A 22,156-nucleotide genomic window follows, 5' to 3' on the forward strand; every position below is an offset into this window, starting at 1 on the left:
AACTACGATAAAGTCTTTGGCTTTGCGTCCCTGCGTTTAGAAAGATTTACCTATCAATTTTTCTATATATAACTTTTATCTATTACTGATTGTCACAGGTATGAGCCTTTCCCGATTTTTCGGAGACAAAGAAGTAGTGCAATCGGCTGATATCATAAAATATCGCAGAGTTGCTGACTATGCTGCCAGTTGCTGATAAAAGCGCCGTCGCAAATCCGCCGGCGGGAGATTGCCGATGGCAGCGTTGCGGCGCTGCCGATTGTAATAAATCTCGATATATTCAAAAATGGCGGATTGGGCCTGCTCTCGGGTTATGTAATGCTCGTGATAGATCATTTCCAGTTTAATCGTGCTGAAAAAGGATTCAGCACAGGCGTTGTCGTACGGCGTTCCTTTGCGGCTCATGCTGGGTATCATGTGATTTCGTTTCAAAAGCTTCTGATAGTCCAAACTGGCGTATTGAACTCCCTGATCGGAATGATGAATCAAGCCTGGTCCCGGTTTGTATCGCCGGATTGCAGTATTCAACGCTCGTTTGCAGAGGTCGGTATCTATTCGGCTTCCGGTGGCAAAGCCGACGATCTGCCGATCGAACAAATCCTTGACGGCGGCCAGATACAGCCATCCTTCCTCTGTTCGGATGTATGTAATATCGGTTACCCAGACCTTGTTGGGGGCTTCTACACGAAAATCCTGATGGAGAAGATTGGGAGCTACGGGATAATGATGTTTAGAATTGGTAGTGGCTTTGAACTTGCGACGGCGGATAGAGTACAATCCATGTACCCTTTGAATCCGGTAAAGCCGGTTCCGGCTGCAATGAGGAAAACGCAGACGCACATCGTCCAGCAACTTGTCCAGGCCCACGCGGCCTTTATTCTGATTATAGCTGTCTTTCAGCACATCATAAATCTTCTGATTTTCCCTGGCTGTCTTACTTTTTGGACAGGACAGCCACCGGTAATATCCGCTTTGGGAGACTTCTAAAATCCGGCACATCTTCGCCACAGAATGCTCCCCGCTCCGTTCGCGGATTATTTCGTACTTTTTCTCTGGCTTTGACTGAAGATGGCCGCCGCTTTTTTTAAGATTTCTACCGTATCCTCCAAATCCGCTTTTTCCTTGCGCAGCCGGCGGTTTTCTTCTTCCAGCTGCCGCATTTGCACCCTTTCGGCGTTGTGGCTGTCCGTATCCGCGGCAAGCCAGCGATCTACCGCATTGCGCGATACTCCCAGACTGCGACATACTTCCGCAATACTTTGTTTATTCTCCAACACTAATTTGACAGCGCCTTGTTTAAATTCCTCGCTGTACCGTCTTCCTTTGCTTTTTTCCATACTGGACACCCCTTCGTAGTAATTTTATTTTACACTACTCCGGGCTCTCCAGCAAATCGGGTATAGCTCAGTATGCTTTACTCATCACAATCGTCAGCGTACTGATGATCATGACAAACAGAACCCGTGGATTTCAATTTGCCATATAGATAATTGTTAACTGCCGTTTCGGCATCGCCTGATGCTCCGGTAATAACTTTGATCCCTTTTTCATTAAAAATATCAACTGCGCCACTGCCCATTCCACCGGAAATAATAACATTTACTCCCTTATCATACAAAAACACCGGTAAAAATCCAGGCTTGTGACCAGGATTCGGAATGAATTCTTTGCCTATAATCTGATTGTTTTCAGCTTCAAAAACGGAATAACCCTCACAATGGCCAAAATGCTCCGTTACTATTTTCCCTTCACAGGCAACTGCAATTTTCATTGAAATCAATCTCCTTTAAAATATTTATAAATAGTAATTAATCTGCTAAGATATCGAATACTTTCCGCCAGATATCTTTTATTATTTTACCGGCTTCGCTATCCATAATTATAAACAACAGTTTTTCCCGAATTGACATCCTATATGACAGCAAGATCAGACGGAATCTTATTGATAACCACTTAAAACAGCTAATTGCATTTTATTTCCTCCGGTGGACATTCAATGGGTTTGTTCCCATTGATATCGGAGATCTGGTCAAAAGTAACAGCGGCAAGTTTTTTCCGTATGGAATCTGATAAATTGGAGTATAGGCGATAAAATTTGCACATGCTTGTTGAGTTTCTGTTTTTACTGCAAACATCGGTTTTAACACAGCGGGTGAGGCCTATTTTTCCGTCAACCGCTTCAATGATGTCCAAGAGACTGATTTCTTCCGGCCTTTTATTTAATTCATACCCACCGCCAACGCCTTTATAGGAACGGATTACATGAGCAGCGCATAGTTTTCTCAGAATTTTTAATGCGAACCGTAAGCTGACGCCGGTACGGCTTGATATTTCTTTTGCGCACAGCCTTTCACCGCAACAGTTCAGGCAATCCACCATACGGACCGCGTCGTCCACTTCAAGCGTAAGATGCATTGGAGTCCCCCGCAACCATCATTGGCTACCGCCCCCGTGATACCCGGCGTGAATTTCTGTCATTTCCGAAAGCTCGCCATTTTTAAATTTTTTAACGATTTCTCCAACTGTTCCGTGAACAGCTTTCAGAATTTTGATATTGGCTGCTTTCAAAACATTGGCGGCGTTTTCGCCGCAATGGAATGTCACAACAGCTTTTGCTCCGCTGTCTACAATGGTCTGAGCGGCTTTGATTCCTGCGCCGCCCTGTGCCGCAGCGGCTTCATTGTCCAAAACCGTAAAATTTTGCGTATCGGTATCGACAAGGATAAAATAGATGGTTCTTCCGAAAGACTGGCAGACGGCGCTGCCAAGCTCTTTTCCTTCCGAAGGAATCGCAATTTTCATATCGAGTTTCCTTTCTGATTTTCCTCTTTAAAGAATTCATCCAGAGATTTGGTCGCCATTCATTTATCGCTTTAGGTCCTCCCCAGCGTATAGTTTCTTTTCAATTTCTTCAGCAGCATGACTCAAATATTCGTTATTCCCGTTTTCAATCTTACCCTCATCGCACAGGCGGGCCAGCAAAGGATCAATCGGAATGCGGCCGAGAACATCCAAACCAAGTTGAGCGGCGGTTTCAGCTAATTTGCTTTTGCCAAAAATCTCTTCCTTCCGGCCGCAGTCCGGGCATTGATAATAACTCATGTTTTCCACAATGCCAAGGACAGGGATATTCATCATTTTCGCCATGTTGTAGGCTTTTTTTACAATCATCGATACCAGATCCTGCGGGGAAGTAACTACAACAATGCCGTCAACAGGAAGGGACTGGAAAACAGTAAGGGGAACGTCTCCCGTGCCGGGCGGCATATCGACAAACATGAAATCAATATTGCCCCACACGACATCGGTCCAAAACTGTTTGACCGTGTTGGCAATCAACGGGCCTCTCCAGATAACCGGAGTTTCCTCTGTGTCTAAAAGCAGATTTACCGACATGACGCTAATGTTTCCACTTGTCTTTCTTGGTATAATTCCTAAATCATTACCTTCTGCCTTTCCTATTATCCCAAACATTTTGGGAATGGAAGGCCCGGTAATATCGGCATCCAGTACAGCTGTTTTATATCTTTTTTTGCTAAAGAAAGTGGCAAGCAGGGAAGTTACAAGTGATTTCCCGACACCACCCTTTCCACTGACAACACCAATCACATGTTTGACGCTGCTTGATGCATTCAACTTTACTCGAAAACTGTTTTTCGAAGATTGCTTTCTTTCATTACTGTTACAGTTTTGCCCATTTGTTTCGCCGCACGTTTCATTACGGTTACATCCATCATTCATGATTTACACCTCTTGTAATGAATATATGTATGTTCATTATGTTACCCAACCCATTGATTTATAAGCATATGTTTATAATGATTTATGGTACTGTTTCTAACAATACTGCAAAATATACCTATAAAAGATTGATTTTGGAAAAGTCGATATCACCGTTTTCTTTCAGCAGGGACTTTTCGCAGTGTACCGCTTCGACTTTCCCGATAAACATTTCGTGGGACCCGGTCATGATGGAATCGACGACCGAGCACTCGATGTTGACTGGGCAATCCTCCAAAATCGGGGCGTTAACTTTTTCGCCTTCCGCGACGGCCGCGCCGCATTTCGCCAGTTTATCCTCGTCCCGCCCGCTGTGGCTGCCGAGGTAATCAAACATTTCCTTCTGCTCCACGCCGACGAGATTGACAACAAAACACTTCGTTTCCTTGACCATATGGTAGGAATACCTAGATGGGACGATCCCGACCATCACCATTGGTGGGGCATAACTGCAGTTGCCGCAGTAAGCCACGGCAAGCGCATTGCTTTTCCCGTCCGCTCCTCGGCATGACACAAGGATTTTCGGCGCGGGCTGAAGGCAGGATTTCATGTTTGCATTTGCTTTTTTCATTGTAAAAGACTCCTTTTTAATATTTTAAATAGCTGAGGTAAATATGCTTTTGCGTAGCTTGCTCATCGCGTTTTGCGGGTTGCTAAAGTAAGATATTATTGGCACAGCTAAATCCCCTTATCGGCTTTCCAAGCTTGTATCATCAACGCACATTCGATCCTTTTTTTCTGCAAGGTACAACTTAGGTCGTTTGGCTGATCAATACTTCCGTTTGTAAAATAGGCGTTCGCGTGACATCCGCCGGCACAGAACAGCTTTGCCCAGCAATCCCGGCATTTCTGCTTCGCAAAAATATTGTTTTTCCTGAAACGGTCGCTCAGTGTGGTATTCGTGATACCGTGCTCAATGTCTCCGATTGCGAAATCGTCGTGGCCGACAAACTGATGGCACGGGAACAACTTCCCGTCCGGAGAGACGGCCAAATATTCGTAACCGGCGCCGCAGGCCGCGATTCGTTTAAAAATACATGGGCCACCATAGATGTCAATGTTGAAATGGTAAAAACGAAAAGCCCTGTTTGCCGCAATCCGCGCTATGTACTGTTTTGCCAGATTATCGTATTCTTCCAAGAGATCGGGAATATCGGATTCTGTAAAATACAGGTTGCTTCCGGAGCCGACGACCGGCTCAACGGATATTTCCTTAAATCCCATATCCGCCAAATGCATGACGTCTTTTGAAAAATCCTTGTTTTTCGTCGTAAAAGTGCCCCGTATAAAATAACTTTTCCCGTTTCTTTTGGCAACAAGCTTTTGCGCCGCCGGCATGACTTTGTCGTAACTGCCGCGCCCGAACCTGTCGTGCCGGACAGCGTCGTGGACTTCTTTTCTCCCGTCAATGCTTATGACGACGTTATCCATGTTTTCATTGATAAAATCAATTCTTTCCTGATTTAAAAGGGTCCCGTTTGTTGTAATTGTAAAATAGAAGCGCTTGTCTTTCTCTTCTTCAATTTTTCTTCCGTACGCAACTACTTCTTTCACTACATCGAAGTTCATGAGAGGTTCCCCGCCAAAAAAATCGATTTCTATGTAGTGCCTGCCCGTTGAATGAGACACCAGATAATCGACAGCCTTCAAAGCAACTTCTCTGCTCATCAAAGTTCGTCCGCTGTTGTAATCGCCCTTCGAAGCGAAGCAGTACTCGCAGCGAAGATTGCAGTCATGGGCCACATGAAGGCATAAAGATTTAACGCTGGTGTTCATTTGTTTGGAATTAGCAACCTCTTCAAGGCTCTCTTCGGTGGAAAACAGCATATCTCTATTAATCAAAGTTTGTATTTCTTCGTAAGCTTCCGTAATATCCTCACTGCGATACTTCCCACTCAATTCACTTTTAATTTCTTCAATAGGCGGAAGCGATTGTCTATCCTTTAAAATGTCATAGGTTAGGTCATTAAGCACATGAATGCTTCCACTGTTCCCATCAACTGCGATATGATAACTGTTTTGTGTATAAGTGTGAACCACTGATGCTATCTCCTTTTATTCGTTTTATTCGTTGTAGCTTTATAATTCAAAAGAATCCCCCGCATCCAAAAGCAGACACCGATCTCCAAGTTGTTTTTTAATCTCAGAAATTTGGGATTCCGATGTCTCTGTAACCGATGTGCAAAAATTTCCGGGAATACCGAAGCAGGGAAAAAGGGCAGACCCCCGCAATGATCATGTGACCATGGATTTATATTCAATAAAAATTGATAATCCGTGTTCCGCCAAAAATCCCCGCTTCCGAACAGTGTTGTTTACCAAAATATGAATTTTCATATCTGCATATCCTTATAGCCTTTTTTCGAAAAAAGTTGGCGACATAACAAACACAAACGCATTCGGCAATTTGAATTATTAATTCGCCCTGATAAATATTAAATTGCTGTAATTGATGCAAAAGCATTGTGAGCATAAGACCACAAAGACAATTGTAGAACAATTATGGGCATATGTCAATATTGCAATTAAAAAGAGTGGATTCTGCATTGGCAAAATCCACTCTAAAAAGGCATTTATAACGACATATATTTTCTGGAAGGTGTCCAGTTTGCACCTGAAAAATAAACTACTTTTTCATTCAAGGCTCCTGTTGGGCAGACATTGACACATGCCATACAGGCGGCACAGGCACTTTGATTTATTTCCGTATTGAAGCCCGCCGCAACAACTGTTTTATCTCCTCTGTTTACAAAGCCCAAATTACTCAGGCCGGAAATTTCCTGACACGCACGCACGCAGCGCCCGCACAGAACGCATTTGTTAGGATCATAATAGATCACAGGGCTGGAATCATCTTCTGGTTTTGTTTCAGTACTTTCCTCATATCTGCTTTCATGGATACCAGCCTGGCGAATAAGGCCTTGCAGTTCACAGGATGCCATGGGAGTGGGAACACCTTTCGAGCAGGTAAGGCAATTATGATGTCCAGACGCCATAAGAAGCTCCAATATGACGCGTCTGCAGTTATCCAGTTCCTTGTCCTCCGTAAGCACTTCCATACCTCCCTCGACGTGTGTGCAGCATGCTGCCGCAAAGTCTTTTCTTCCTTTGATTTTTACCAGGCATAATCTGCAAGCTCCATATTCCGTCAAGTCGTCATGGAAGCACAAATGAGGAAGATCGATTTTGTTTTCCATGCAAACGGTAAGCAGGTTCTGATTCTTCAGCGCTGAAATTTTCTGCCCGTTTATTGTTAATGTGACATGTTCTTTTTGCTTTTCGCTGAATTCTTTTTCATCAAAAAATCCGCCGTAAAGGTTCAGTTTCTCCGCAACCTCGGATAAAGCATAGCCATTCGGATTTTCGGGCAGACCTGTGCTTTCAAACGGATGGGTTAATACGGCGCCCCTGTCCATCGTAAAGTTTCCAATTCCTACCGTCTTTGCTATGCAGATTACTTTCTTATCCTTGAATACATATTCCACGCCTTCTAAACCATCCTGACAGATCAGCGGAATGACAACGGTCGCGGCGTCATACATATCTTTCTTTTTTATATCGTTTCTGTGTTTTTCCACAAGGTTTACCGTACATCCAATGCTGATTAAATCTTTTCCAAGCACGTGATAACCGTCTGCTACCAACATATCCGCCAATTTGCTCATCATGGCAGATCCGCCGATGCCGCAGGCTTTCACACACGTATCACAACTGATAATAACGATTTTGTCCTCCGGTACAAGCTGCTTTTTCAAATTCTCATAGCTTAAAGAACGAAGCGAGATAATCATTTTTCCGCCTCCATAATCAGTAATTTTTTGGAATCCATCGCTTCACCGGTACAAAGCCCATATTCATTGCCCCGCTCATTTTTGTGCTCCTGATAAGGCATCGTAACCTTCAGAATTTTCTGATCGGAGTCCGTTACCATCAAACCGATATCCGTTGTTGTTTCAACAATTTTATAATTTGAGTAATAACGCTTAATGTTTGACAGGCCCGCACTGCATGCGAGTGAAATAATCGTATTGATGTTTTTGCCCAATTTTGCAAAAAGGAGCTTTGGAGTGCAAGAGCTTGGAACCATATAGCCGTCTACTACGTTATATCCGTCTTTTCTTAATTTCAGCGCCAGTTCCTGCATTTTTTCTTCTCCGCCGCATCCGGAAGCTCTCACGCAAGACTCGCATCCGATGATCGTAATGACATCGCTTTTATCTAGTTTCCGTTTAATATCATTGTAAGGCAAAGCCTTTGTAAAAATCATTTGTATTCCCCCTATTTATTACTGGATACGGCATCTATGTATTCATTTTTGAAATAGCGCAGAGTACTCAGTACCGGATTGACCGATGTTTTGCATAAAGCGCACAAAGCGGTTTTTTGAATGACGGAGGCTAATTCCTCTAGTTTTTCAATGTCTTTCATGCTTGCGTTATGACTACAGATTTTATTTAAAATATTCAGCATCTGTTTTGTTCCTTCACGGCCGGGAACACATTTGCCGCAGGCTTCTTCCTTGCAAAATTCCATAAAAAATCTCGCAATATCCACGGCTGACTTATCGTCGCTCATGACAATCAATCCGCCGGACCCCATAATTGCCCCATATTCCTGCAATGTCTCATAGTCAACAGAAACATCCAGATGCTGCAAGGGAATACAGCCGCCGGAAGGCCCTCCAAGCTGAACCGCTTTAAAATGCTTGCCGCTTACAATGCCCCCGCCCAATTGATTGACAATCGTGTCAAGAGCTGTGCCGATCGGCACTTCCACACATCCGACATTATTGATGTCGCCTGTAATGGAGAATACTTTGGTGCCCTTGCTCTTTTCGGTTCCGATACCGGCAAACCATTCGCTGCCGTTTATAATAATTTGAGCAAGATTAGCAAGTGTCTCCACATTGTTGATTACAGTTGGTTTTCCCCAAAGGCCCGACTGAGCAGGGAATGGCGGTTTGGGCCTTGGATTCCCGCGCTCTCCTTCTATAGAATGGATTAGCGCCGTTTCTTCACCGCAGACAAACGCTCCCGCGCCTTCATAAACATCAATGTCAAAATCGAATCCGGTTTCCAAGATATTTTGTCCAAGAAGATGATAGGCCCGTGCCTGTTTAATCGCACGGTTCAGGGTTTCAACCGCCAGAGGATACTCGGCTCTGCAATAGATATATCCTTTGTGAGCACCGATTGCTTTTGCTGCGATCATCATGCCTTCCAATACGCTGTGTGGGTCGCTTTCCAACACGCTTCTGTCCATATAGGCACCGGGGTCGCCTTCGTCCGCGTTGCATATAATATATTTCACATCGCTTTTTTCTTTGGCTGCAAATTTCCATTTTAGCCCCGTTGGAAAACCCGCTCCGCCTCTTCCTCTCAGGCCGGAGTCAATTACCTCTTCTATAACGGCTTCCGGACTCATGGAAGTCAGTGCTTTTATAGCTCCCTGATAACCGTCCCTGCCAATATAATCATCGATTTTATTCGGATCAATCAAGCCCCTGTTGCGCATAACGCGCTGCTCTTGAAGGCTGAAAAAAGGGATTTCCTCAATGCCGCGGATGCTTTCGTCCATAACTGACTCACCCGGCATTTTCCCATGACCTTTAACGCGGTCTTTTATTTGATATTCCATACCACGTGCGAGAGCATATTCCGCCACCGGCTTTTTGCCCAGGATATGATTTTTGAATATCTCAGCTATTTTTTCCTCATTTACACACTCGTAAATAATCGGCTCCTGACCGGGAACAGATACGGTAACCAGCGGTTCTCTGGAACAGATGCCGGCACAGCCTGTTTGTATCAGTTTTACATCCGAAGCCCTTGTTTCTTTAACCGCGCTTTTTAAGGCGGATAAAATGTTCATGGCACCAGCGGCAATTCCGCAAGTTCCCATATGGATATAAACTTTCGTGCATCCTTGCTCATTGCTATTTTGAACTTTTTGCCGAATTCCATCAATATCTTCTATTTTCATACTGCTTTTTCCCCCATTCTACTTATATTGGTTTAAAATATCATCTACGGCATCAACAGTCACTTTGCCGTAAACCTTTCCATCCACCACCATGACGGGAGCCTGCCCACACGCACCAAAACATCTTGTCTTTTCATAAGAAAATCTTCCGTCTTTCGTACTATCGCCGACTTTAATATGATAGTCTGATTCAATTTTGTCGGCCAGCTTCTGACTGCCCTTAACGTAGCACGCTGTACCCATGCAAACCTGAACCCGATGACGTGCTTTTGGGTGCATGGTAAAAAAAGAATAGAACGAAATAACACCATAAATTTTATTTGGAGCAATACCCGTTTTTTCCGATATCCTTCTTTGAACGCTAACCGGTAAATACCCTAATAAATTCTGCGACTTTTCCAGCAAAGGAATCAGCCCTCCCGGCTCCCTGCCATAACATTCAATCAGGCTGTCCAATTGCTGGATTTGTTCAGTTGAAAGTTCCCTTGTAATCTCAGCCATTCCCATTCCTCTTTTCTGATTTTTTGATCAACATTGATAATTATTTAACAATATTAAGCACAATATTTATAGCATAAATCCATAAATTATTATAAAGTAATTATGGGCATATGTCAATATAATAGAGGAATATAATATTATTCTTCATCTTTTTGCCTTCAACATTGAGTTGACTTTAGAAGTTCAAGGCTCTATAATAGCTTTGTTTATGAATAATATACCATTTTATATTGGAAGGAAAAACATGAATCAATTTCGAATCAGAGAAAAATTTATTCCATATAATTTACCAAATCTGACGGATCAGGAAGTCAATGCGGTTATTGATACTTTGAAATCCTCTTGGATCGCCAAAGGACCGCGAACTGTAAAATTTGAACAGCAATTTGCGCAATTTGTAGGTGCAAAACATGCCATTGCGACAAACTCCGGTACAGCCGCACTTCATTTAGCATTACTCTCAAAAGGTATTGGCTCTGGCGATGAAGTTATTACTACACCCAATACGTTCGCTTCCACCGCTAATACAATAATCCATGTTGGCGCAAAGCCGGTATTTGCCGATATCGACTATCGAACAGGCTGTATTGATCCATCTGAGATTGAAAAGAAAATTACCCCGAGAACAAAGGCAATCGTACCAGTTCACTATAGCGGCCAAGTTTGCGACCTTGATCAGATTTATGAGATTGCCGACAAATATAGTTTATTTGTTTCCGAAGATGCGGCCCATGCGCTCGGAAGCTACTATAAAGGAAAAACGATTGGAAATCACACCAAAGGAACTGCTTCCTACAGCTTTTATGCCACTAAAAATCTGACAACTGGTGAAGGCGGTATGTTAGTGACTGATGACGACGAAATCGACGCAAAAGCACGCATTTGGGCTGGCCAGGGCATGAGTCAAAATGCATGGAACCGCTATTCAAAAGATGGAAAATGGCAATACGATATCTGCGAGCCTGGCTTTAAATACAATATGTTTGACATTCAGGCTGCTTTAGGCCTCGTACAGCTTTCACGCATGAATAAAATGCAAGCCAAAAGAAAGAAAATCGCGGAGAAATATCAGAATGAATTTTCAAGAATTGATGCCGTGGAACCGCCTTATATTCCGGATTACACTATACATTCATGGCATCTTTACATTATCCGAATCGTGCCGGAGCTTCTGACCATCAACCGCGATCGCTTTATTATTGAATTAAATAAACGTAACATTGGCACAAGCGTTCATTTTATTCCAGTTACAAGTATGAGCTACTACCAAAAGCGTTATGGGTTTAAAAAGGAAGATTTTCCGAATACCGAAAAGAATTATGAACGCATTATTTCCTTGCCGCTCTATCCATCTCTTTCCGATGAAGAAACCGATTACATAATTGATGCGGTACGCAACATTGTGGAAGAATATCACAAATAATAACGCAAAGAAGCAGCGACCTTACCTTTAGAGGTTGCTGCTTCTTTGTATACCCGGCAAATTATATTTATTTACAGATACAAGGTTGTTTCTGTCCGCGCCTGCGAATGAAGCTCTTTCCAGTTGGACAGAAGGCATAAACATTGATGGGATGAAGCTGAATTTTACTTTTCGGAGCCATGACGCCAGCAATTTCTTCTGCAAAATTTGTTTTTGCAGTTTTGTTTGCATACGACCCTTTTAGAACCGCATTCAGGGCAGGAGTATTTTCCGTTTTTGATGGATTCCAGATTCTCATAACTTTCCATCCATTCTTTACCGCAATCCAGACACTGAACCGGACAAATATTTCTGGTGAAATTACCGCCTTCTATATGAATCGTTTTTCCGTTTATCAGACTGTCAGCGATTTTTTCTCTCGCTGACAAAAGAATGCGCTGAAAGGTTGGACGGGAAACTTGCATTTTTTCAGCACACTCTGTCTGCTCAAGTCCTTCAAGATCTTTCAGGCGGATAGCCTCCAGTTCTTCAAGTTTTAATATGTTATCCGGAATATCATCCAGATTTTTATCCGAAGGAATAAAATAGGGTATGGTAGGTATATTTTCAATTTTTCTCCATTTTGTGGGCCTTGCCAAAATATCAGCTCCGTTTCATCTTTCTCACCTTAGATACTTTCAGTATGCTTAAAAACATATTCGTTTAAACAAACGCCAAGCTTTTGGGAAATCATCTCGCATTTTGCTTTTAAGAGAAAGAAAATCGGTTTACCACAACCCGAAAGGGCTTCAAAATTCCCCTGTCCCTTGCTTATTATAATATCTGCGCATTCAAAAGTATGTAAAAACTCCTCGCTGCAGTCTTCCAGAACAGCCCCTGGCGCGCTGCATCCGGTCGAAATAATCTTTGTATAATCAGCCAGACCGGAAGCATAAGCATCTTCGACTGTCGCATCGTTAATGATCGGCTCGCTTCTAACTGCATATGTAGTATCAAGAGGAAAAAGACGCTCGACTAACACGCGGTCAAAAACAGTCTCCCCCGCGTTATCGCCAATAATCAGCAGGCTTTTAGCGGTTTTCAGCTTGTCTTGAAAATGTCCGAGATCACATATTGAAAAATCTTTTCGCAGTTCTTCTTCGATACATTCCGTCATTCTCCCATTATTGTTGATTGCCGAATCTATAATATTCCCAGTGGCTGCAATTTTAAGTGCCCAATAAAGACTATTCTGTTTGCTTTTTAAAAAGCCATGAAGATCAGGCAATATTTTTTTTGCTGCATTGATGTCTCTTTTTTTAATTTCCGCATAAGGGTCTTTTACACAAGTGTGTTTTTTTACCGCCCGGTGTATTGCTTTACACAAATCAGGCGAGGATTTATATTCTTTATAATGTAATAGAATCTGAATGGAATCTTCCATTATCTTTTCCTGTAAGTCAGTCTGATGCGTTGCCAAGCGGGATGCTTCAAGCGCTTGCCGCAACATACAGGGAAGGCAGTCAAGTAATATTTCCATTGAATCCCTCTTATTTATAATTTATTTTTATAGTAACTATCCGATAAATAAATCGCGCCTAATGGATTATGCGCTAAAATCCTGTCCTTTACAGCAAATACGGTAATTGGAGCATCGGAGTATTTGATAAACAAGGAATCATGCCCGACACACAGGCCCAACATAATGTTTAATTCCGTTTTAGATTTATTTAGAAAAACCGCTTGCCCTATCGGATTGCACATTGGTTCATAAGTCCCCGGGCGATTCTTTTGGGAATCCTGAATGCCCAAAAACTCTTTTGGAACGCTTCCGTTTTTACAGATTACGGAGAATACTTCAAAACCATGATTTTTTAGGATGGAGCAGAAAATCTGCGCTTCTTTGCTGAGCCCAATGCAAAAAGCGATTCCTAATCTGTGAAATTGACATCTTTGCGCAAAATCAATAATTTCTTCCAATCTTGTTTTTTTACAGTATCCTTCTGATTCTACCAAAGCGGAGTTATACGCAAGCTTAGCGATTTCCGGATCTTGATACTTTTTCTTGATGTTCTCAATCTCATTTGTTTCCCGACAAGGGCAATTTTGAGGGGCGTTCTCTAAATCTCCGGTTCTGCAAGAATGTTTTTGACAAAATGCGCACGTATACATATTTGTTCTTCCTTTTTATACAGTAAAGATGGGATAAACCATATTTACATTATGTTAGCCCAATGGTAAACATATGTCTATGAAGACTATCGTTTATCACTTATTTCGGATATTCTTTCTGTAAAACTTTTTTCCCTCATAAGAAAATTTAAGCAGTTTGCCTTGTTTCACCAGCCTGGTGATAACTGCTTTATCCGCATTCCTTTTTCTGAGCAGTTCATCGACAATATCTTCTCTGACCGGATGAACCGACGTGATGCTCAGCAAATCATCCGCCACAGCTTCAGTAAAGAAAAATCCTTCTTCTTCTTCATCCCCCGTGATGCACTCAGTTTTCACTCCGGATATATTTTGAATTAATTTAACAGCATTCAAGAGGTTAGCTTTTGAAGCTCTTTGCACGCTGCTCTCAGCCGGTGGACGAGTAGGAACCAAAAGATAAGCCTTGCTTGGTTGAATTAATAACAACTGCTCAGCGATCTTTCTGATACATATTTCCTGATCGTTGATTCCGTCAACAAGCATTGTCTCAGTTACAAGCGTACCTTTATACGATTGTGAAAATTCAATAATGCCATTTATAATGTCTCGTTGGTTTAATGAACCATGCGGTCTGTCTATTTTACGCCAAGTATTATTATCTGCCGCATCAATACTAACGGATACCCAATCCGCTTTCATTAAATCGTTCTTTACATCATCCATCCATAGAAGCGACGCATTTGTGATGACGGCTATTTTGACATGAAATTGTTTCAGCAGGTTAATCTCAGTTCCCAGATTAATGTCGAGAGTGGGCTCCCCATCGGGAACAAAAGAAAAATAATCGGCGTGCCTATTTTGGCTGTCAAGTTGTTTCATCTTTAGTTCTGCTTCGTGAAAAATATCTTCCGGTCTGTAAAATTTCTGTCTAACAGCCCGCATTTTATCTGTTCTCCCGAGCTGACAATAAATACAGGAATAAGAACAGATCTTTGGCGGGATATTATTGATGCCAATGCTCTGACCCAGACGTCTTGACGGTACAGGTCCATATACGATCATTTACTATTAACCTCCGGTAAATCACTTTGTTTTATAATTGTACCAGGTATCATCTTATCTATAAATAATATTCCGTCAAGATGATCAATCTCATGGCAAAGAGCACGCGCCAGCAGCCCTGAGCCCTCCAAATCATACGACCTTCCGTTTTCGTCAAGCGCTTTAACAATAACTTTTTCAGGGCGTTTTACCTTGCCGTAAATGCCTGGAACACTCAGGCAGCCTTCTATTTCCTGTTGTTCACCTAGCGCTTTAACTATTACGGGATTAATCAGTTTAATAAGTCCATTTCCATCGTCAATGACTATAGCTCTGCGTAAAACACCTACCTGGGGAGCCGCTAATCCGGCACCATTAGAATGATACATGGTTTCAGCCATATCTTCAAGCAAGGTTCGTGTTCTGAAATCGAACTTTTCAACAGTTCTTGCTTTTTTTCGTAAAATATCATCTTTCTGATAATTCATAATGTTTCGCAAAGCCATAGATATCTACCCTTTTCATAAAAGATTAACTTACGCGAAAAAGGCAGGGAAAACCTGCCTTTTTCTGATGGATAAAAAACTATTCAGTATCTTTAATTCCGAAAGGCCTTTTTTACCTGTTCAAGCTGATTTTCATATACGGGGTATCCAAAATGTGTCCATCCTGGCAAACCAGCACGTGCTCCGTCGAAACCGTATGCGATGCTTATTGGTCTATACCCACGATTATATTAGTACTATTATAAGCATATGTCAATAACTATAGGAAAAAATAAACTTGTATGTGTTCAAAATAAATTTTGTTATATTATTGTTGACATATGCTCTTAATCTTATTATAATTTTAGTTGCGAATGCAAATCATTCGCAACTAAGTTATGTAAAGGTGGATAGCAATGAAACAACTAAAACAAATCGTGGTCTTCTGCTTGCTTATTTTAAGTCTCGCAGGGCTTGCCGGTTGCAGTACAAACGGTTCTGGTAACGCGACAGCATCATCCGAAAAACCGGACATCACAGTCAGCTCCTCTTCTAAAGTTTCGACTGAAAAGCCAATCATCGCCGTGACAATCGTTCCGGAGCAGACTTTTGCTAAAGCGGTTTGCGGAGATTTGGCTGAAGTGATTACTATGGTTCCTCCCGGAAACAGTCCTGAAAACTATGAACCCACCCCGGAAGAAATGAAAAAGTTCAGCAAGGCGTCTCTTTATTTCTCCATAGGAGTTCCAACCGAGGAGGCCAATATTCTGCCTAACACAGGGAATGTAGAAGTTGTCTCTCTCCAAAATGCCGTTTCGGCTGTATATCCTGAGCGGACGTTTAAATCCGGGGCAAGAGACCCGCATATTTGGCTTTCTCCCAAAAGAGTCAAGGTAATGGTTGAGACGATTGCTCAGAAGATGAGTAAACTTGACGAAGCAAATAAGGAAACATATGAGAAGAACGCAAAGGCTTATATTCAACAGCTGGATGCGCTCGACAAACAAATAACATCTGCTCTTAAAGGTGTGCAGAGCAAGAAGTTTATCGTGTATCATCCGGCCTTCGGTTACTTTGCGGACGATTACGGTCTGACCATGTATGCCTTGGAAGAGGACGGGAAAGAGGCAACGGCGCAACACCTGCAGGATATGGTTGATCTGGCAAAGAAAGAAAATATCAAAGTGATTTTCTATCAGGAGGAAATTGACAGCAGTCAGTCCGCCTCATTTGCCGAAGAAATTGGAGGGAAAACAATGCAGCTTGCACCGTTGGCGGCTAATTACATAGAGAACCTCAAATCCATGGCGGATTTAATGGCGGAGGTTATGCAATGAACGGCCCGGCGGTTCATATAGACAACTTGTCGGTATGTTACAGACAGACACCTGCTATTTCGGGTGTCTGTCTCGATGTTTCCGAAGGCGAATATCTCGGAATTATAGGGCCTAACGGTGGCGGAAAGTCAACGCTGCTTAAAGCAATTCTCGGTCTTGTCCCCATATCATCCGGAACTGTTCAGGTTTATGGAGATAGTCCTGGAAACCATAAAACCACAGTCGGGTATGTTCCGCAATTCACATCCTTGGACAAGCGATTTCCAATCACTTTAGGTGAAGTGGTTTTGACAGGACGTTTAAAAAAAGGCTTGTCTCCATTTTTCAGATATACGCAAAAAGATTATGATTTATCTCATCAACTGATTAAACAAGTTGGTTTGGAGAGCCTTGAAAATCGTCAGATTTCCGAGCTGTCCGGCGGTGAATTTCAACGGATGCTGATTGCGCGTGCGCTGGCTGTAAATCCAAAGCTTCTGCTTTTGGACGAACCAACCGCCAGTGTGGACGCTGCTTCACGAGATCAAATATATACTCTTCTGGCGGAATTAAATAAAAGTATGACCATTATACTTGTCACGCACGATCTGTTTGCCATTTCCTCTCATGTTCACAGGCTGGCCTGTCTTAACGGTCACTTAGTTTACCATGGTGAACCGCAGCTTACGGAAAATATCGTAAACAGTTTGTATGGGTGTCCTGTCGATTTGATTGCGCATGGCGTACCGCACAGAGTACTCAGAGAACACGGGGGAAACCTATTATGATCAAGGCTCTTTTTGAATATCAGTTTTTGCAGAACGCTTTTATATCGGGCATCCTTGCAAGCATTGTATGCGGCCTGATAGGGGTTATTGTTATTGAAAAGAAGCTGGTTATGATGAGCGGTGGTATCGCCCACACAGCCTATGGCGGTGTAGGGCTGGGATATTTAATGGGGTTTGAACCCATTATCGGTGCGTTTATATTTTCCATATGCGCTGCGATAGGGATAGGTTACATCAAAAGGAAAAGTGGCACAAGTTCCGACGTGATTATTGGCCTTTTCTGGTCTTTAGGGATGGCTTTAGGAATTCTTTTCATTGGGTTTATGCCTGGGTATCCGCCTGATCTGAGTTCTTATCTTTTTGGCAGCATCCTTTCGGTAACAAAATCAGATTTGTATCTAATCATAATTTTGACCTGTATTGTTACGCTTGTCGTTGTTATTTTATATAACGATTGGACAGCTTACTTTTTTGATGAGGAATTTGCATCGATCATCGGCATAAAGACAGCTTTCCTTGAATATTTACTTTTAATTCTTATTGCAATGACCGTGGTGGTTCTGATTCGGGTTGTTGGAATTATTCTGGTCCTTGCGCTTATTACGGCACCTGCCGCGACTGCGGGAATATTGACTTCTAATCTGAAGAAACGAATGGTATTTTCTATTTTGCTCGGCAGCGCTTTTTGTTTTGCGGGTTTATGGATTTCCTATGAACTAAATATAGCTTCCGGCGCATCTATAGTGATTTTATCGGTAATTTGTTATTTCATATTTTATATGGCAAATACCATCCATACACGGTTAAAAAGAAAACGGGTTACGGATGGTCATATTTAAGTAATGTCTGCTGAACAGGCAAAAAAGCCGCATGAATGCTGACTTATGGGAAGATTTATGGTAAAATAAGTGCAGGGAAAAGAACGGAGAAACCGAAATAACCTTGCACTTATGAGGCGATATGGATGTACAAATATGCGAGCGGACAGATCAGGTTTGAGGATTTCGGCCAGCCGGTCGGAATGAACATGAGTCCGAATAACCGGTGGGTAAAAAAGGGGGAAAGTATCCCCTGGGATGAAATAGAGCACCGGTATGCGGAACTTTTCAAGAATCGGAAAGGGAATGTGGCAAAACCGCTGCATCTGGCTCTTGGAGCTTGCATCATTCAATCGGAATACGGATATTCGGACGAAGAAACTGCTCTGCAGATTCAGGAAGGTCCGTACCTTCAATTTTTCTGCGGTTTTTCGCAATATGAATACAAACAGCCTTTTGACCCATCGCTGATGGTATATTTTCGCAAACGCCTGACGCCGGAGATTCTCGGAGAAATCAATGAACTGATCATCCAGAAAGCGAAGAAGGAATCGGAAGAAGAACGTCATGACGACAGGGATGATTCCGGCAAACCTCAACCGCCACAGAATAACGGGACGATGATTGTTGACGCAACCTGTGCGCCGTCGAATATCAAGTACCCGCAGGACACAGAACTGCTGAATGAAGCCCGTGAAAACACGGAAACCATGATTGACGGAATGCATGAGCCGAAGAACGGGAAACGGCCTCGCACCTACCGGAAACTGGCACACAAGAATTACCTGAAATTTGCCCGCAGCAAAAAGCATACGGGGAAGTCGATTCGCAAATCAGTCCGACAGCAGCTTGGATACTTGAGACGGAACCTCGGCGTGATTGATCAAATGCTGTCCAAAGGGAAAGTCCTCAGTAAAAAGCAGCAAAAGAGATTGGAAACCATCCGCACTTTATATGAGCAACAGGAAACCATGTATGAAAACAAAGTTCATTCCGTAAAAGATCGCATCGTCAGCTTAAGTCAGCCTTATGTGCGCCCGATCGTTCGTGGAAAGGCTAAAAACCCGGTGGAATTCGGCGCCAAACTGGATATCAGCGTTGTTGACGGTTTCGCCCGGCTTGAGAAACAGTCGTTCAATTCCTACAACGAGTCTACCTGCCTGAAGGAAGAGATCGAACGGTACAAAGCCAGAGAGGGCTGCTATCCGAAACGTGTCCTGGCGGACAAAATCTACCGGAACCGGGAGAATCTGAACTACTGCAAAGAGCGCGGCATCCGTCTTTCCGGCCCAGCACTGGGAAGACCGAGAAAGGATGCCGTCGTCGACCGAAAGCTGGAATATACCGATATCTGCGACCGGGTTGAGGTGGAACGGAAATTCAGCCTTGCCAAACGTAAATGCGGCTTGGGACTGATTATGACAAAGCTCCAGGTCACAACGGAGCATGTGGTTGCCATGTCGATTCTGCTGCTGAACCTCAGGAAGGTTCTCTGCGCATTTTTACGATCACTCTTCAATTGGATGTTCCTACCATGTCCCGTCAGAAATCAGCCTTTGTTCAGTTGACATTAAGTAAACGGGATGATTGCTATGAAGAAAACAGATTTTAGTAATGATTTGATCCGGAGCGGACTAAAAACGACAAAGCCTCGTACAGATATCATGGATATTTTGAAAAAGAGCGACAAACCGCTTTCTGCAGAACAAGTCTTTTTTGAACTTAGAAAGAGGGAAATACGAGTAAATCTATCAACAGTATACAGAGTCCTTAAGACATTAGCAGATAAAAACCTTGCTGTAAAACTCAATATTCCGGGGAATTCAAGGACTCTGTATGAGTTTAAACGTCTAGGTCACAAGCATTATTTAATTTGTCTCGGGTGCAATAAAGTTCTGGCAATAAACCGTTGCCCTTTGGGTAATTATGAAGAATCCCTTGCAAAAGAAACAAATTATGTTATTTCATGGCATAAACTGGTCATCTACGGCTACTGTCCAAAATGCCGGGAAAAGTATGCGCATAAGGAGTAAACGTGCGTAAAAAAACGACAACGGCATGGCTGGGATCAAAGCTGAAATCCGACGGCCTGATAACAGCGTGAAAGAACCCTTTTTATTCTAATTGCTATATTAGCCGGGCTTGGCCCCTACTAATTGAGTTTATTACCCAAACCATATTTAGTACTTTGCGTGTCTTATCATGTGCTGCACGGGAGAAGGCGTATATAACGCTTTCTTTTTTTATAGAATAGTTGTTGACATATGCCCATAATAGAGTTATTATAATTATGGGCATAGGCTTATAACTAATTATGACAGGCCAAAATTAAAGGAGATGGTTTTATGGCGGCAAAGGTAAATGAAGAAAAATGCGTTGGTTGCGGAAGCTGCGAAAGCGCTTGTCCAGTGGAAGCGATAAAAGTTGAGAACGGCAAGGCGAAAGTAAGCGACGACTGTATTGAATGCGGAGCGTGCGTCAGCGAATGCCCGGTAGAAGCAATCAGCATATAAAATTTTAATTGGAGGTGTTTATTATGCCCGGAAAAGACGGAACAGGACCGTTCGGTACGGGACCTGTGGCGGGAAAAGCGAGGCGAGGAGGGCAACGCGGAGGAACCGGCGCTGGACCGGCCGGATATTGTATTTGCCCGAAATGCGGTGAAAGAGTAAGCCATACGGCAGGAATTCCCTGTACTTCACTGAAATGCCCCAAATGCGGCTCCCCGCTTATAAGAGGTTTTTAGCTACCATGAAAAGCGATGTCCTTAATAAAAACATGACTCCCAGTAAGGAAAACTATTTAAAGGTTTTGCTTGAATTATCCGGCGGCAAGGAAGTGCATTCAAGCGATGTTGCCAATGCTCTGGGAGTTACCAGGGCCAGCGTCAGCTGTATGATGAAGCGGCTGAGGGATGAAGGATATGTTGTTAAGGAAAAATATGGGGCTGTTTCCTTGACGGAAAAAGGACTGAAAGAAGCCGCAAATGTGAAAAGACGCTATAACCTGCTCAAGTTGTTTTTCGTCAGGATTTTAGGGGTCGATACAGCAACGGCGGCCGAGGACGCATGCCGGATTGAACACATTATCAGCCCTGAAAGTATAAGCAAAATTCATGAGAGACTGAACTGTATTTGATCTGAATACGGGCAAGAATAATAAAAGGATTCCAAAAAATCAAGGAGGTGTGACAATGCCAAGAGGAGACGGAACAGGCCCACTGGGAATGGGGCCTATGACTGGACGCGGCGCGGGGTATTGTGCCGGCTTCAGATTCCCCGGATATCTTAATTTCGGGGGACGGAGCTTGGGTTTTGGCCGTGGGCGCGGATACAGACGGTTACTCTGGTTCGGCGGATTAGTACCGAGCGGCGCTTATCTGGCTTATCGCTGGTTTAATCGCAACAAAATAAGATAGGTTAAAATGTTAAAAATTAGGAAGGAGAATTTACTATGCCAAGAGGAGACGGAACGGGCCCGATGGGAATGGGTCCTATGACGGGACGTGGAGCAGGCTATTGCAACGGATTTGTGACATCGGGTTACGCAAATCCAGTTGGATTCACGGGAGGATTTGGATGCGGTTTCGGACGCGGATTTCGCAGGATGTTCTATGCGACCGGAATGCCCGGATGGGCACGCTACGGATATTCCGCATATACGGGAACAAACGCAGCCGCATTCGATGAGAAAACAAATCTAACCAATCAGGCTGAATTTTTGGAAAATCAACTTCAGCAGGTAAAGAAGCGGCTTTCCAGCCTGAACGGAGAAGCCGAATAACTTTCGGTTATTCATGCGTCATGGGGAAAAGGCATTGCTGTACGCCTTTTCCCCATAATTTAATCGGGAGGTAACGCATCAAAATGATACTCCCGTATTGGGGATC

At 43.1% G+C, this 22,156-nt stretch carries 27 protein-coding genes; 10 read left to right on the forward strand and 17 right to left on the reverse strand.

The annotated features are described in order from the left end of the window. Nucleotides 1-177 precede the first annotated feature (177 nt). The 12 genes from HCR03_RS14505 to HCR03_RS14560 form a co-directional block, all read right to left on the reverse strand. The gene (locus HCR03_RS14505; protein WP_228725209.1) at nt 178-1,038 is read right to left on the reverse strand and encodes an IS3 family transposase; all 861 of its coding nucleotides are present in this window, start codon (nt 1,036-1,038) and stop codon (nt 178-180) included. Then, nucleotides 1,035-1,337, reverse strand: a complete 303-nt coding sequence (locus HCR03_RS14510; RefSeq protein WP_187034971.1) for a transposase — start codon at nt 1,335-1,337, stop codon at nt 1,035-1,037. The genes HCR03_RS14505 and HCR03_RS14510 overlap by 4 nt, the downstream gene beginning before the upstream one ends. A 77-nt stretch (nt 1,338-1,414) precedes the next feature. Further along, nucleotides 1,415-1,771, reverse strand: a complete 357-nt coding sequence (locus HCR03_RS14515; protein ID WP_187034973.1) for a NifB/NifX family molybdenum-iron cluster-binding protein — start codon at nt 1,769-1,771, stop codon at nt 1,415-1,417. A gap of 191 nt (nt 1,772-1,962) precedes the next feature. Continuing rightward, on the reverse strand, nt 1,963-2,415 hold the full coding sequence (locus HCR03_RS14520) for an RrF2 family transcriptional regulator (RefSeq protein ID WP_187034975.1): 453 nt from the start codon (nt 2,413-2,415) through the stop codon (nt 1,963-1,965). Between the two features lie 18 nt (nt 2,416-2,433). Then, nucleotides 2,434-2,802 (reverse strand): NifB/NifX family molybdenum-iron cluster-binding protein, encoded by a 369-nt coding sequence (locus HCR03_RS14525; protein WP_187034977.1) that lies wholly within the window; start codon nt 2,800-2,802, stop codon nt 2,434-2,436. A 63-nt stretch (nt 2,803-2,865) separates the two neighbouring features. Then, nucleotides 2,866-3,741 (reverse strand): Mrp/NBP35 family ATP-binding protein, encoded by an 876-nt coding sequence (locus HCR03_RS14530; RefSeq protein WP_228724976.1) that lies wholly within the window; start codon nt 3,739-3,741, stop codon nt 2,866-2,868. A 118-nt stretch (nt 3,742-3,859) separates the two neighbouring features. Then, nucleotides 3,860-4,351: a flavin reductase family protein gene (locus HCR03_RS14535; protein WP_187034978.1), complete on the reverse strand. Its 492-nt coding sequence runs from the start codon at nt 4,349-4,351 to the stop codon at nt 3,860-3,862. Nucleotides 4,352-4,458: 107 nt separating this feature from the next. After that, on the reverse strand, nt 4,459-5,820 hold the full coding sequence (gene scfB / locus HCR03_RS14540; RefSeq protein ID WP_187034980.1) for a thioether cross-link-forming SCIFF peptide maturase: 1,362 nt from the start codon (nt 5,818-5,820) through the stop codon (nt 4,459-4,461). A gap of 533 nt (nt 5,821-6,353) precedes the next feature. Further along, the gene (locus HCR03_RS14545; RefSeq protein ID WP_187034982.1) at nt 6,354-7,571 is read right to left on the reverse strand and encodes a 2Fe-2S iron-sulfur cluster-binding protein; all 1,218 of its coding nucleotides are present in this window, start codon (nt 7,569-7,571) and stop codon (nt 6,354-6,356) included. Beyond that, on the reverse strand, nt 7,568-8,047 hold the full coding sequence (locus HCR03_RS14550; protein WP_187034984.1) for a hypothetical protein: 480 nt from the start codon (nt 8,045-8,047) through the stop codon (nt 7,568-7,570). Before HCR03_RS14550 ends, HCR03_RS14545 begins: the two co-directional genes overlap by 4 nt. An 11-nt stretch (nt 8,048-8,058) precedes the next feature. Next, a complete protein-coding gene (nuoF, locus tag HCR03_RS14555) occupies nt 8,059-9,762 on the reverse strand; it encodes an NADH-quinone oxidoreductase subunit NuoF (RefSeq protein ID WP_228724977.1) in 1,704 nt (567 codons plus the stop codon). 18 nt (nt 9,763-9,780) lie between these two features. Next, nucleotides 9,781-10,263 (reverse strand): NADH-quinone oxidoreductase subunit NuoE family protein, encoded by a 483-nt coding sequence (locus HCR03_RS14560; protein WP_187034986.1) that lies wholly within the window; start codon nt 10,261-10,263, stop codon nt 9,781-9,783. A gap of 244 nt (nt 10,264-10,507) precedes the next feature. On the opposite strand from HCR03_RS14560, the gene HCR03_RS14565 reads away from it, so the two are divergent. Beyond that, nucleotides 10,508-11,686: a DegT/DnrJ/EryC1/StrS family aminotransferase gene (locus tag HCR03_RS14565; RefSeq protein ID WP_187034988.1), complete on the forward strand. Its 1,179-nt coding sequence runs from the start codon at nt 10,508-10,510 to the stop codon at nt 11,684-11,686. Between the two features lie 164 nt (nt 11,687-11,850). Here the strand turns inward: HCR03_RS14565 and HCR03_RS14570 are convergent, their stop codons facing one another. The 5 genes from HCR03_RS14570 to def all read right to left on the reverse strand — a co-directional run bounded on the left by HCR03_RS14570 (nt 11,851) and on the right by def (nt 15,366). Then, complete coding sequence (locus tag HCR03_RS14570; protein WP_187034990.1) at nt 11,851-12,324, reverse strand: DUF134 domain-containing protein; 474 nt, start codon at nt 12,322-12,324, stop codon at nt 11,851-11,853. A gap of 29 nt (nt 12,325-12,353) precedes the next feature. Continuing rightward, nucleotides 12,354-13,205, reverse strand: coding sequence for a damage-control phosphatase ARMT1 family protein (locus HCR03_RS14575; protein ID WP_187034992.1), 852 nt, complete (start codon nt 13,203-13,205; stop codon nt 12,354-12,356). 14 nt (nt 13,206-13,219) lie between these two features. Further along, complete coding sequence (locus HCR03_RS14580; protein WP_187034994.1) at nt 13,220-13,837, reverse strand: DUF1847 domain-containing protein; 618 nt, start codon at nt 13,835-13,837, stop codon at nt 13,220-13,222. 96 nt (nt 13,838-13,933) lie between these two features. Then, the gene (locus HCR03_RS14585; RefSeq protein WP_187034996.1) at nt 13,934-14,881 is read right to left on the reverse strand and encodes a radical SAM protein; all 948 of its coding nucleotides are present in this window, start codon (nt 14,879-14,881) and stop codon (nt 13,934-13,936) included. Beyond that, complete coding sequence (gene def / locus HCR03_RS14590) at nt 14,878-15,366, reverse strand: peptide deformylase (RefSeq protein ID WP_187034998.1); 489 nt, start codon at nt 15,364-15,366, stop codon at nt 14,878-14,880. The genes HCR03_RS14585 and def overlap by 4 nt, the downstream gene beginning before the upstream one ends. Before the next feature lie 395 nt (nt 15,367-15,761). Between def and HCR03_RS14595 the strand changes: the two genes are divergently transcribed. From HCR03_RS14595 to HCR03_RS14635, 9 genes are all read left to right on the forward strand, one after another. Beyond that, nucleotides 15,762-16,682 carry a metal ABC transporter solute-binding protein, Zn/Mn family gene (locus HCR03_RS14595; protein ID WP_187035000.1) on the forward strand — a complete coding sequence of 307 codons (921 nt, stop codon included), beginning with the start codon at nt 15,762-15,764 and terminating at the stop codon, nt 16,680-16,682. Next, entirely contained in the window at nt 16,679-17,449 is a 771-nt protein-coding gene (locus HCR03_RS14600) for a metal ABC transporter ATP-binding protein (RefSeq protein ID WP_187035002.1), read from the forward strand. Before HCR03_RS14595 ends, HCR03_RS14600 begins: the two co-directional genes overlap by 4 nt. Continuing rightward, entirely contained in the window at nt 17,446-18,288 is an 843-nt protein-coding gene (locus HCR03_RS14605) for a metal ABC transporter permease (protein ID WP_187035004.1), read from the forward strand. The genes HCR03_RS14600 and HCR03_RS14605 overlap by 4 nt, the downstream gene beginning before the upstream one ends. A 125-nt stretch (nt 18,289-18,413) precedes the next feature. Next, nucleotides 18,414-19,835, forward strand: a complete 1,422-nt coding sequence (locus HCR03_RS14610; protein ID WP_187035006.1) for an IS5 family transposase — start codon at nt 18,414-18,416, stop codon at nt 19,833-19,835. A gap of 24 nt (nt 19,836-19,859) precedes the next feature. Next, nucleotides 19,860-20,300 carry a Fur family transcriptional regulator gene (locus HCR03_RS14615; protein WP_187035008.1) on the forward strand — a complete coding sequence of 147 codons (441 nt, stop codon included), beginning with the start codon at nt 19,860-19,862 and terminating at the stop codon, nt 20,298-20,300. 312 nt (nt 20,301-20,612) lie between these two features. Next, nucleotides 20,613-20,780 carry a 4Fe-4S binding protein gene (locus HCR03_RS14620; protein ID WP_187035010.1) on the forward strand — a complete coding sequence of 56 codons (168 nt, stop codon included), beginning with the start codon at nt 20,613-20,615 and terminating at the stop codon, nt 20,778-20,780. A 238-nt stretch (nt 20,781-21,018) separates the two neighbouring features. Further along, nucleotides 21,019-21,405 carry a metal-dependent transcriptional regulator gene (locus HCR03_RS14625; protein WP_228724978.1) on the forward strand — a complete coding sequence of 129 codons (387 nt, stop codon included), beginning with the start codon at nt 21,019-21,021 and terminating at the stop codon, nt 21,403-21,405. 97 nt (nt 21,406-21,502) lie between these two features. Next, complete coding sequence (locus tag HCR03_RS20635; RefSeq protein ID WP_407926873.1) at nt 21,503-21,685, forward strand: DUF5320 family protein; 183 nt, start codon at nt 21,503-21,505, stop codon at nt 21,683-21,685. 35 nt (nt 21,686-21,720) lie between these two features. Further along, nucleotides 21,721-22,050, forward strand: coding sequence for a DUF5320 domain-containing protein (locus HCR03_RS14635; protein ID WP_187035015.1), 330 nt, complete (start codon nt 21,721-21,723; stop codon nt 22,048-22,050). Nucleotides 22,051-22,156 lie beyond the last annotated feature (106 nt).

This window comes from Caproicibacter fermentans, from assembly GCF_014303955.1.
In the GTDB taxonomy this organism is placed as follows: Bacteria; Bacillota; Clostridia; order Oscillospirales; family Acutalibacteraceae; genus Caproicibacter; species Caproicibacter fermentans.

Bases quoted from the DNA above. Each gene is read 5' to 3' on its own strand.
- HCR03_RS14510 (WP_187034971.1), bottom strand. From the start codon at position 1,337: ATGGAAAAAAGCAAAGGAAGACGGTACAGCGAGGAATTTAAACAAGGC.
- HCR03_RS14515 (WP_187034973.1), bottom strand. From the start codon at position 1,771: ATGAAAATTGCAGTTGCCTGTGAAGGGAAAATAGTAACGGAGCATTTT.
- HCR03_RS14520 (WP_187034975.1), bottom strand. From the start codon at position 2,415: ATGCATCTTACGCTTGAAGTGGACGACGCGGTCCGTATGGTGGATTGC.
- HCR03_RS14525 (WP_187034977.1), bottom strand. From the start codon at position 2,802: ATGAAAATTGCGATTCCTTCGGAAGGAAAAGAGCTTGGCAGCGCCGTC.
- HCR03_RS14530 (WP_228724976.1), bottom strand. From the start codon at position 3,741: ATGAATGATGGATGTAACCGTAATGAAACGTGCGGCGAAACAAATGGG.
- HCR03_RS14535 (WP_187034978.1), bottom strand. From the start codon at position 4,351: ATGAAAAAAGCAAATGCAAACATGAAATCCTGCCTTCAGCCCGCGCCG.
- HCR03_RS14545 (WP_187034982.1), bottom strand. From the start codon at position 7,571: ATGATTATCTCGCTTCGTTCTTTAAGCTATGAGAATTTGAAAAAGCAG.
- HCR03_RS14550 (WP_187034984.1), bottom strand. From the start codon at position 8,047: ATGATTTTTACAAAGGCTTTGCCTTACAATGATATTAAACGGAAACTA.
- nuoF (WP_228724977.1), bottom strand. From the start codon at position 9,762: ATGAAAATAGAAGATATTGATGGAATTCGGCAAAAAGTTCAAAATAGC.
- HCR03_RS14560 (WP_187034986.1), bottom strand. From the start codon at position 10,263: ATGGCTGAGATTACAAGGGAACTTTCAACTGAACAAATCCAGCAATTG.
- HCR03_RS14565 (WP_187034988.1), top strand. From the start codon at position 10,508: ATGAATCAATTTCGAATCAGAGAAAAATTTATTCCATATAATTTACCA.
- HCR03_RS14575 (WP_187034992.1), bottom strand. From the start codon at position 13,205: ATGGAAATATTACTTGACTGCCTTCCCTGTATGTTGCGGCAAGCGCTT.
- HCR03_RS14580 (WP_187034994.1), bottom strand. From the start codon at position 13,837: ATGTATACGTGCGCATTTTGTCAAAAACATTCTTGCAGAACCGGAGAT.
- HCR03_RS14585 (WP_187034996.1), bottom strand. From the start codon at position 14,881: ATGATCGTATATGGACCTGTACCGTCAAGACGTCTGGGTCAGAGCATT.
- def (WP_187034998.1), bottom strand. From the start codon at position 15,366: ATGGCTTTGCGAAACATTATGAATTATCAGAAAGATGATATTTTACGA.
- HCR03_RS14595 (WP_187035000.1), top strand. From the start codon at position 15,762: ATGAAACAACTAAAACAAATCGTGGTCTTCTGCTTGCTTATTTTAAGT.
- HCR03_RS14600 (WP_187035002.1), top strand. From the start codon at position 16,679: ATGAACGGCCCGGCGGTTCATATAGACAACTTGTCGGTATGTTACAGA.
- HCR03_RS14605 (WP_187035004.1), top strand. From the start codon at position 17,446: ATGATCAAGGCTCTTTTTGAATATCAGTTTTTGCAGAACGCTTTTATA.
- HCR03_RS14610 (WP_187035006.1), top strand. From the start codon at position 18,414: ATGTACAAATATGCGAGCGGACAGATCAGGTTTGAGGATTTCGGCCAG.
- HCR03_RS14615 (WP_187035008.1), top strand. From the start codon at position 19,860: ATGAAGAAAACAGATTTTAGTAATGATTTGATCCGGAGCGGACTAAAA.
- HCR03_RS14620 (WP_187035010.1), top strand. From the start codon at position 20,613: ATGGCGGCAAAGGTAAATGAAGAAAAATGCGTTGGTTGCGGAAGCTGC.
- HCR03_RS14625 (WP_228724978.1), top strand. From the start codon at position 21,019: ATGAAAAGCGATGTCCTTAATAAAAACATGACTCCCAGTAAGGAAAAC.
- HCR03_RS20635 (WP_407926873.1), top strand. From the start codon at position 21,503: ATGACTGGACGCGGCGCGGGGTATTGTGCCGGCTTCAGATTCCCCGGA.
- HCR03_RS14635 (WP_187035015.1), top strand. From the start codon at position 21,721: ATGCCAAGAGGAGACGGAACGGGCCCGATGGGAATGGGTCCTATGACG.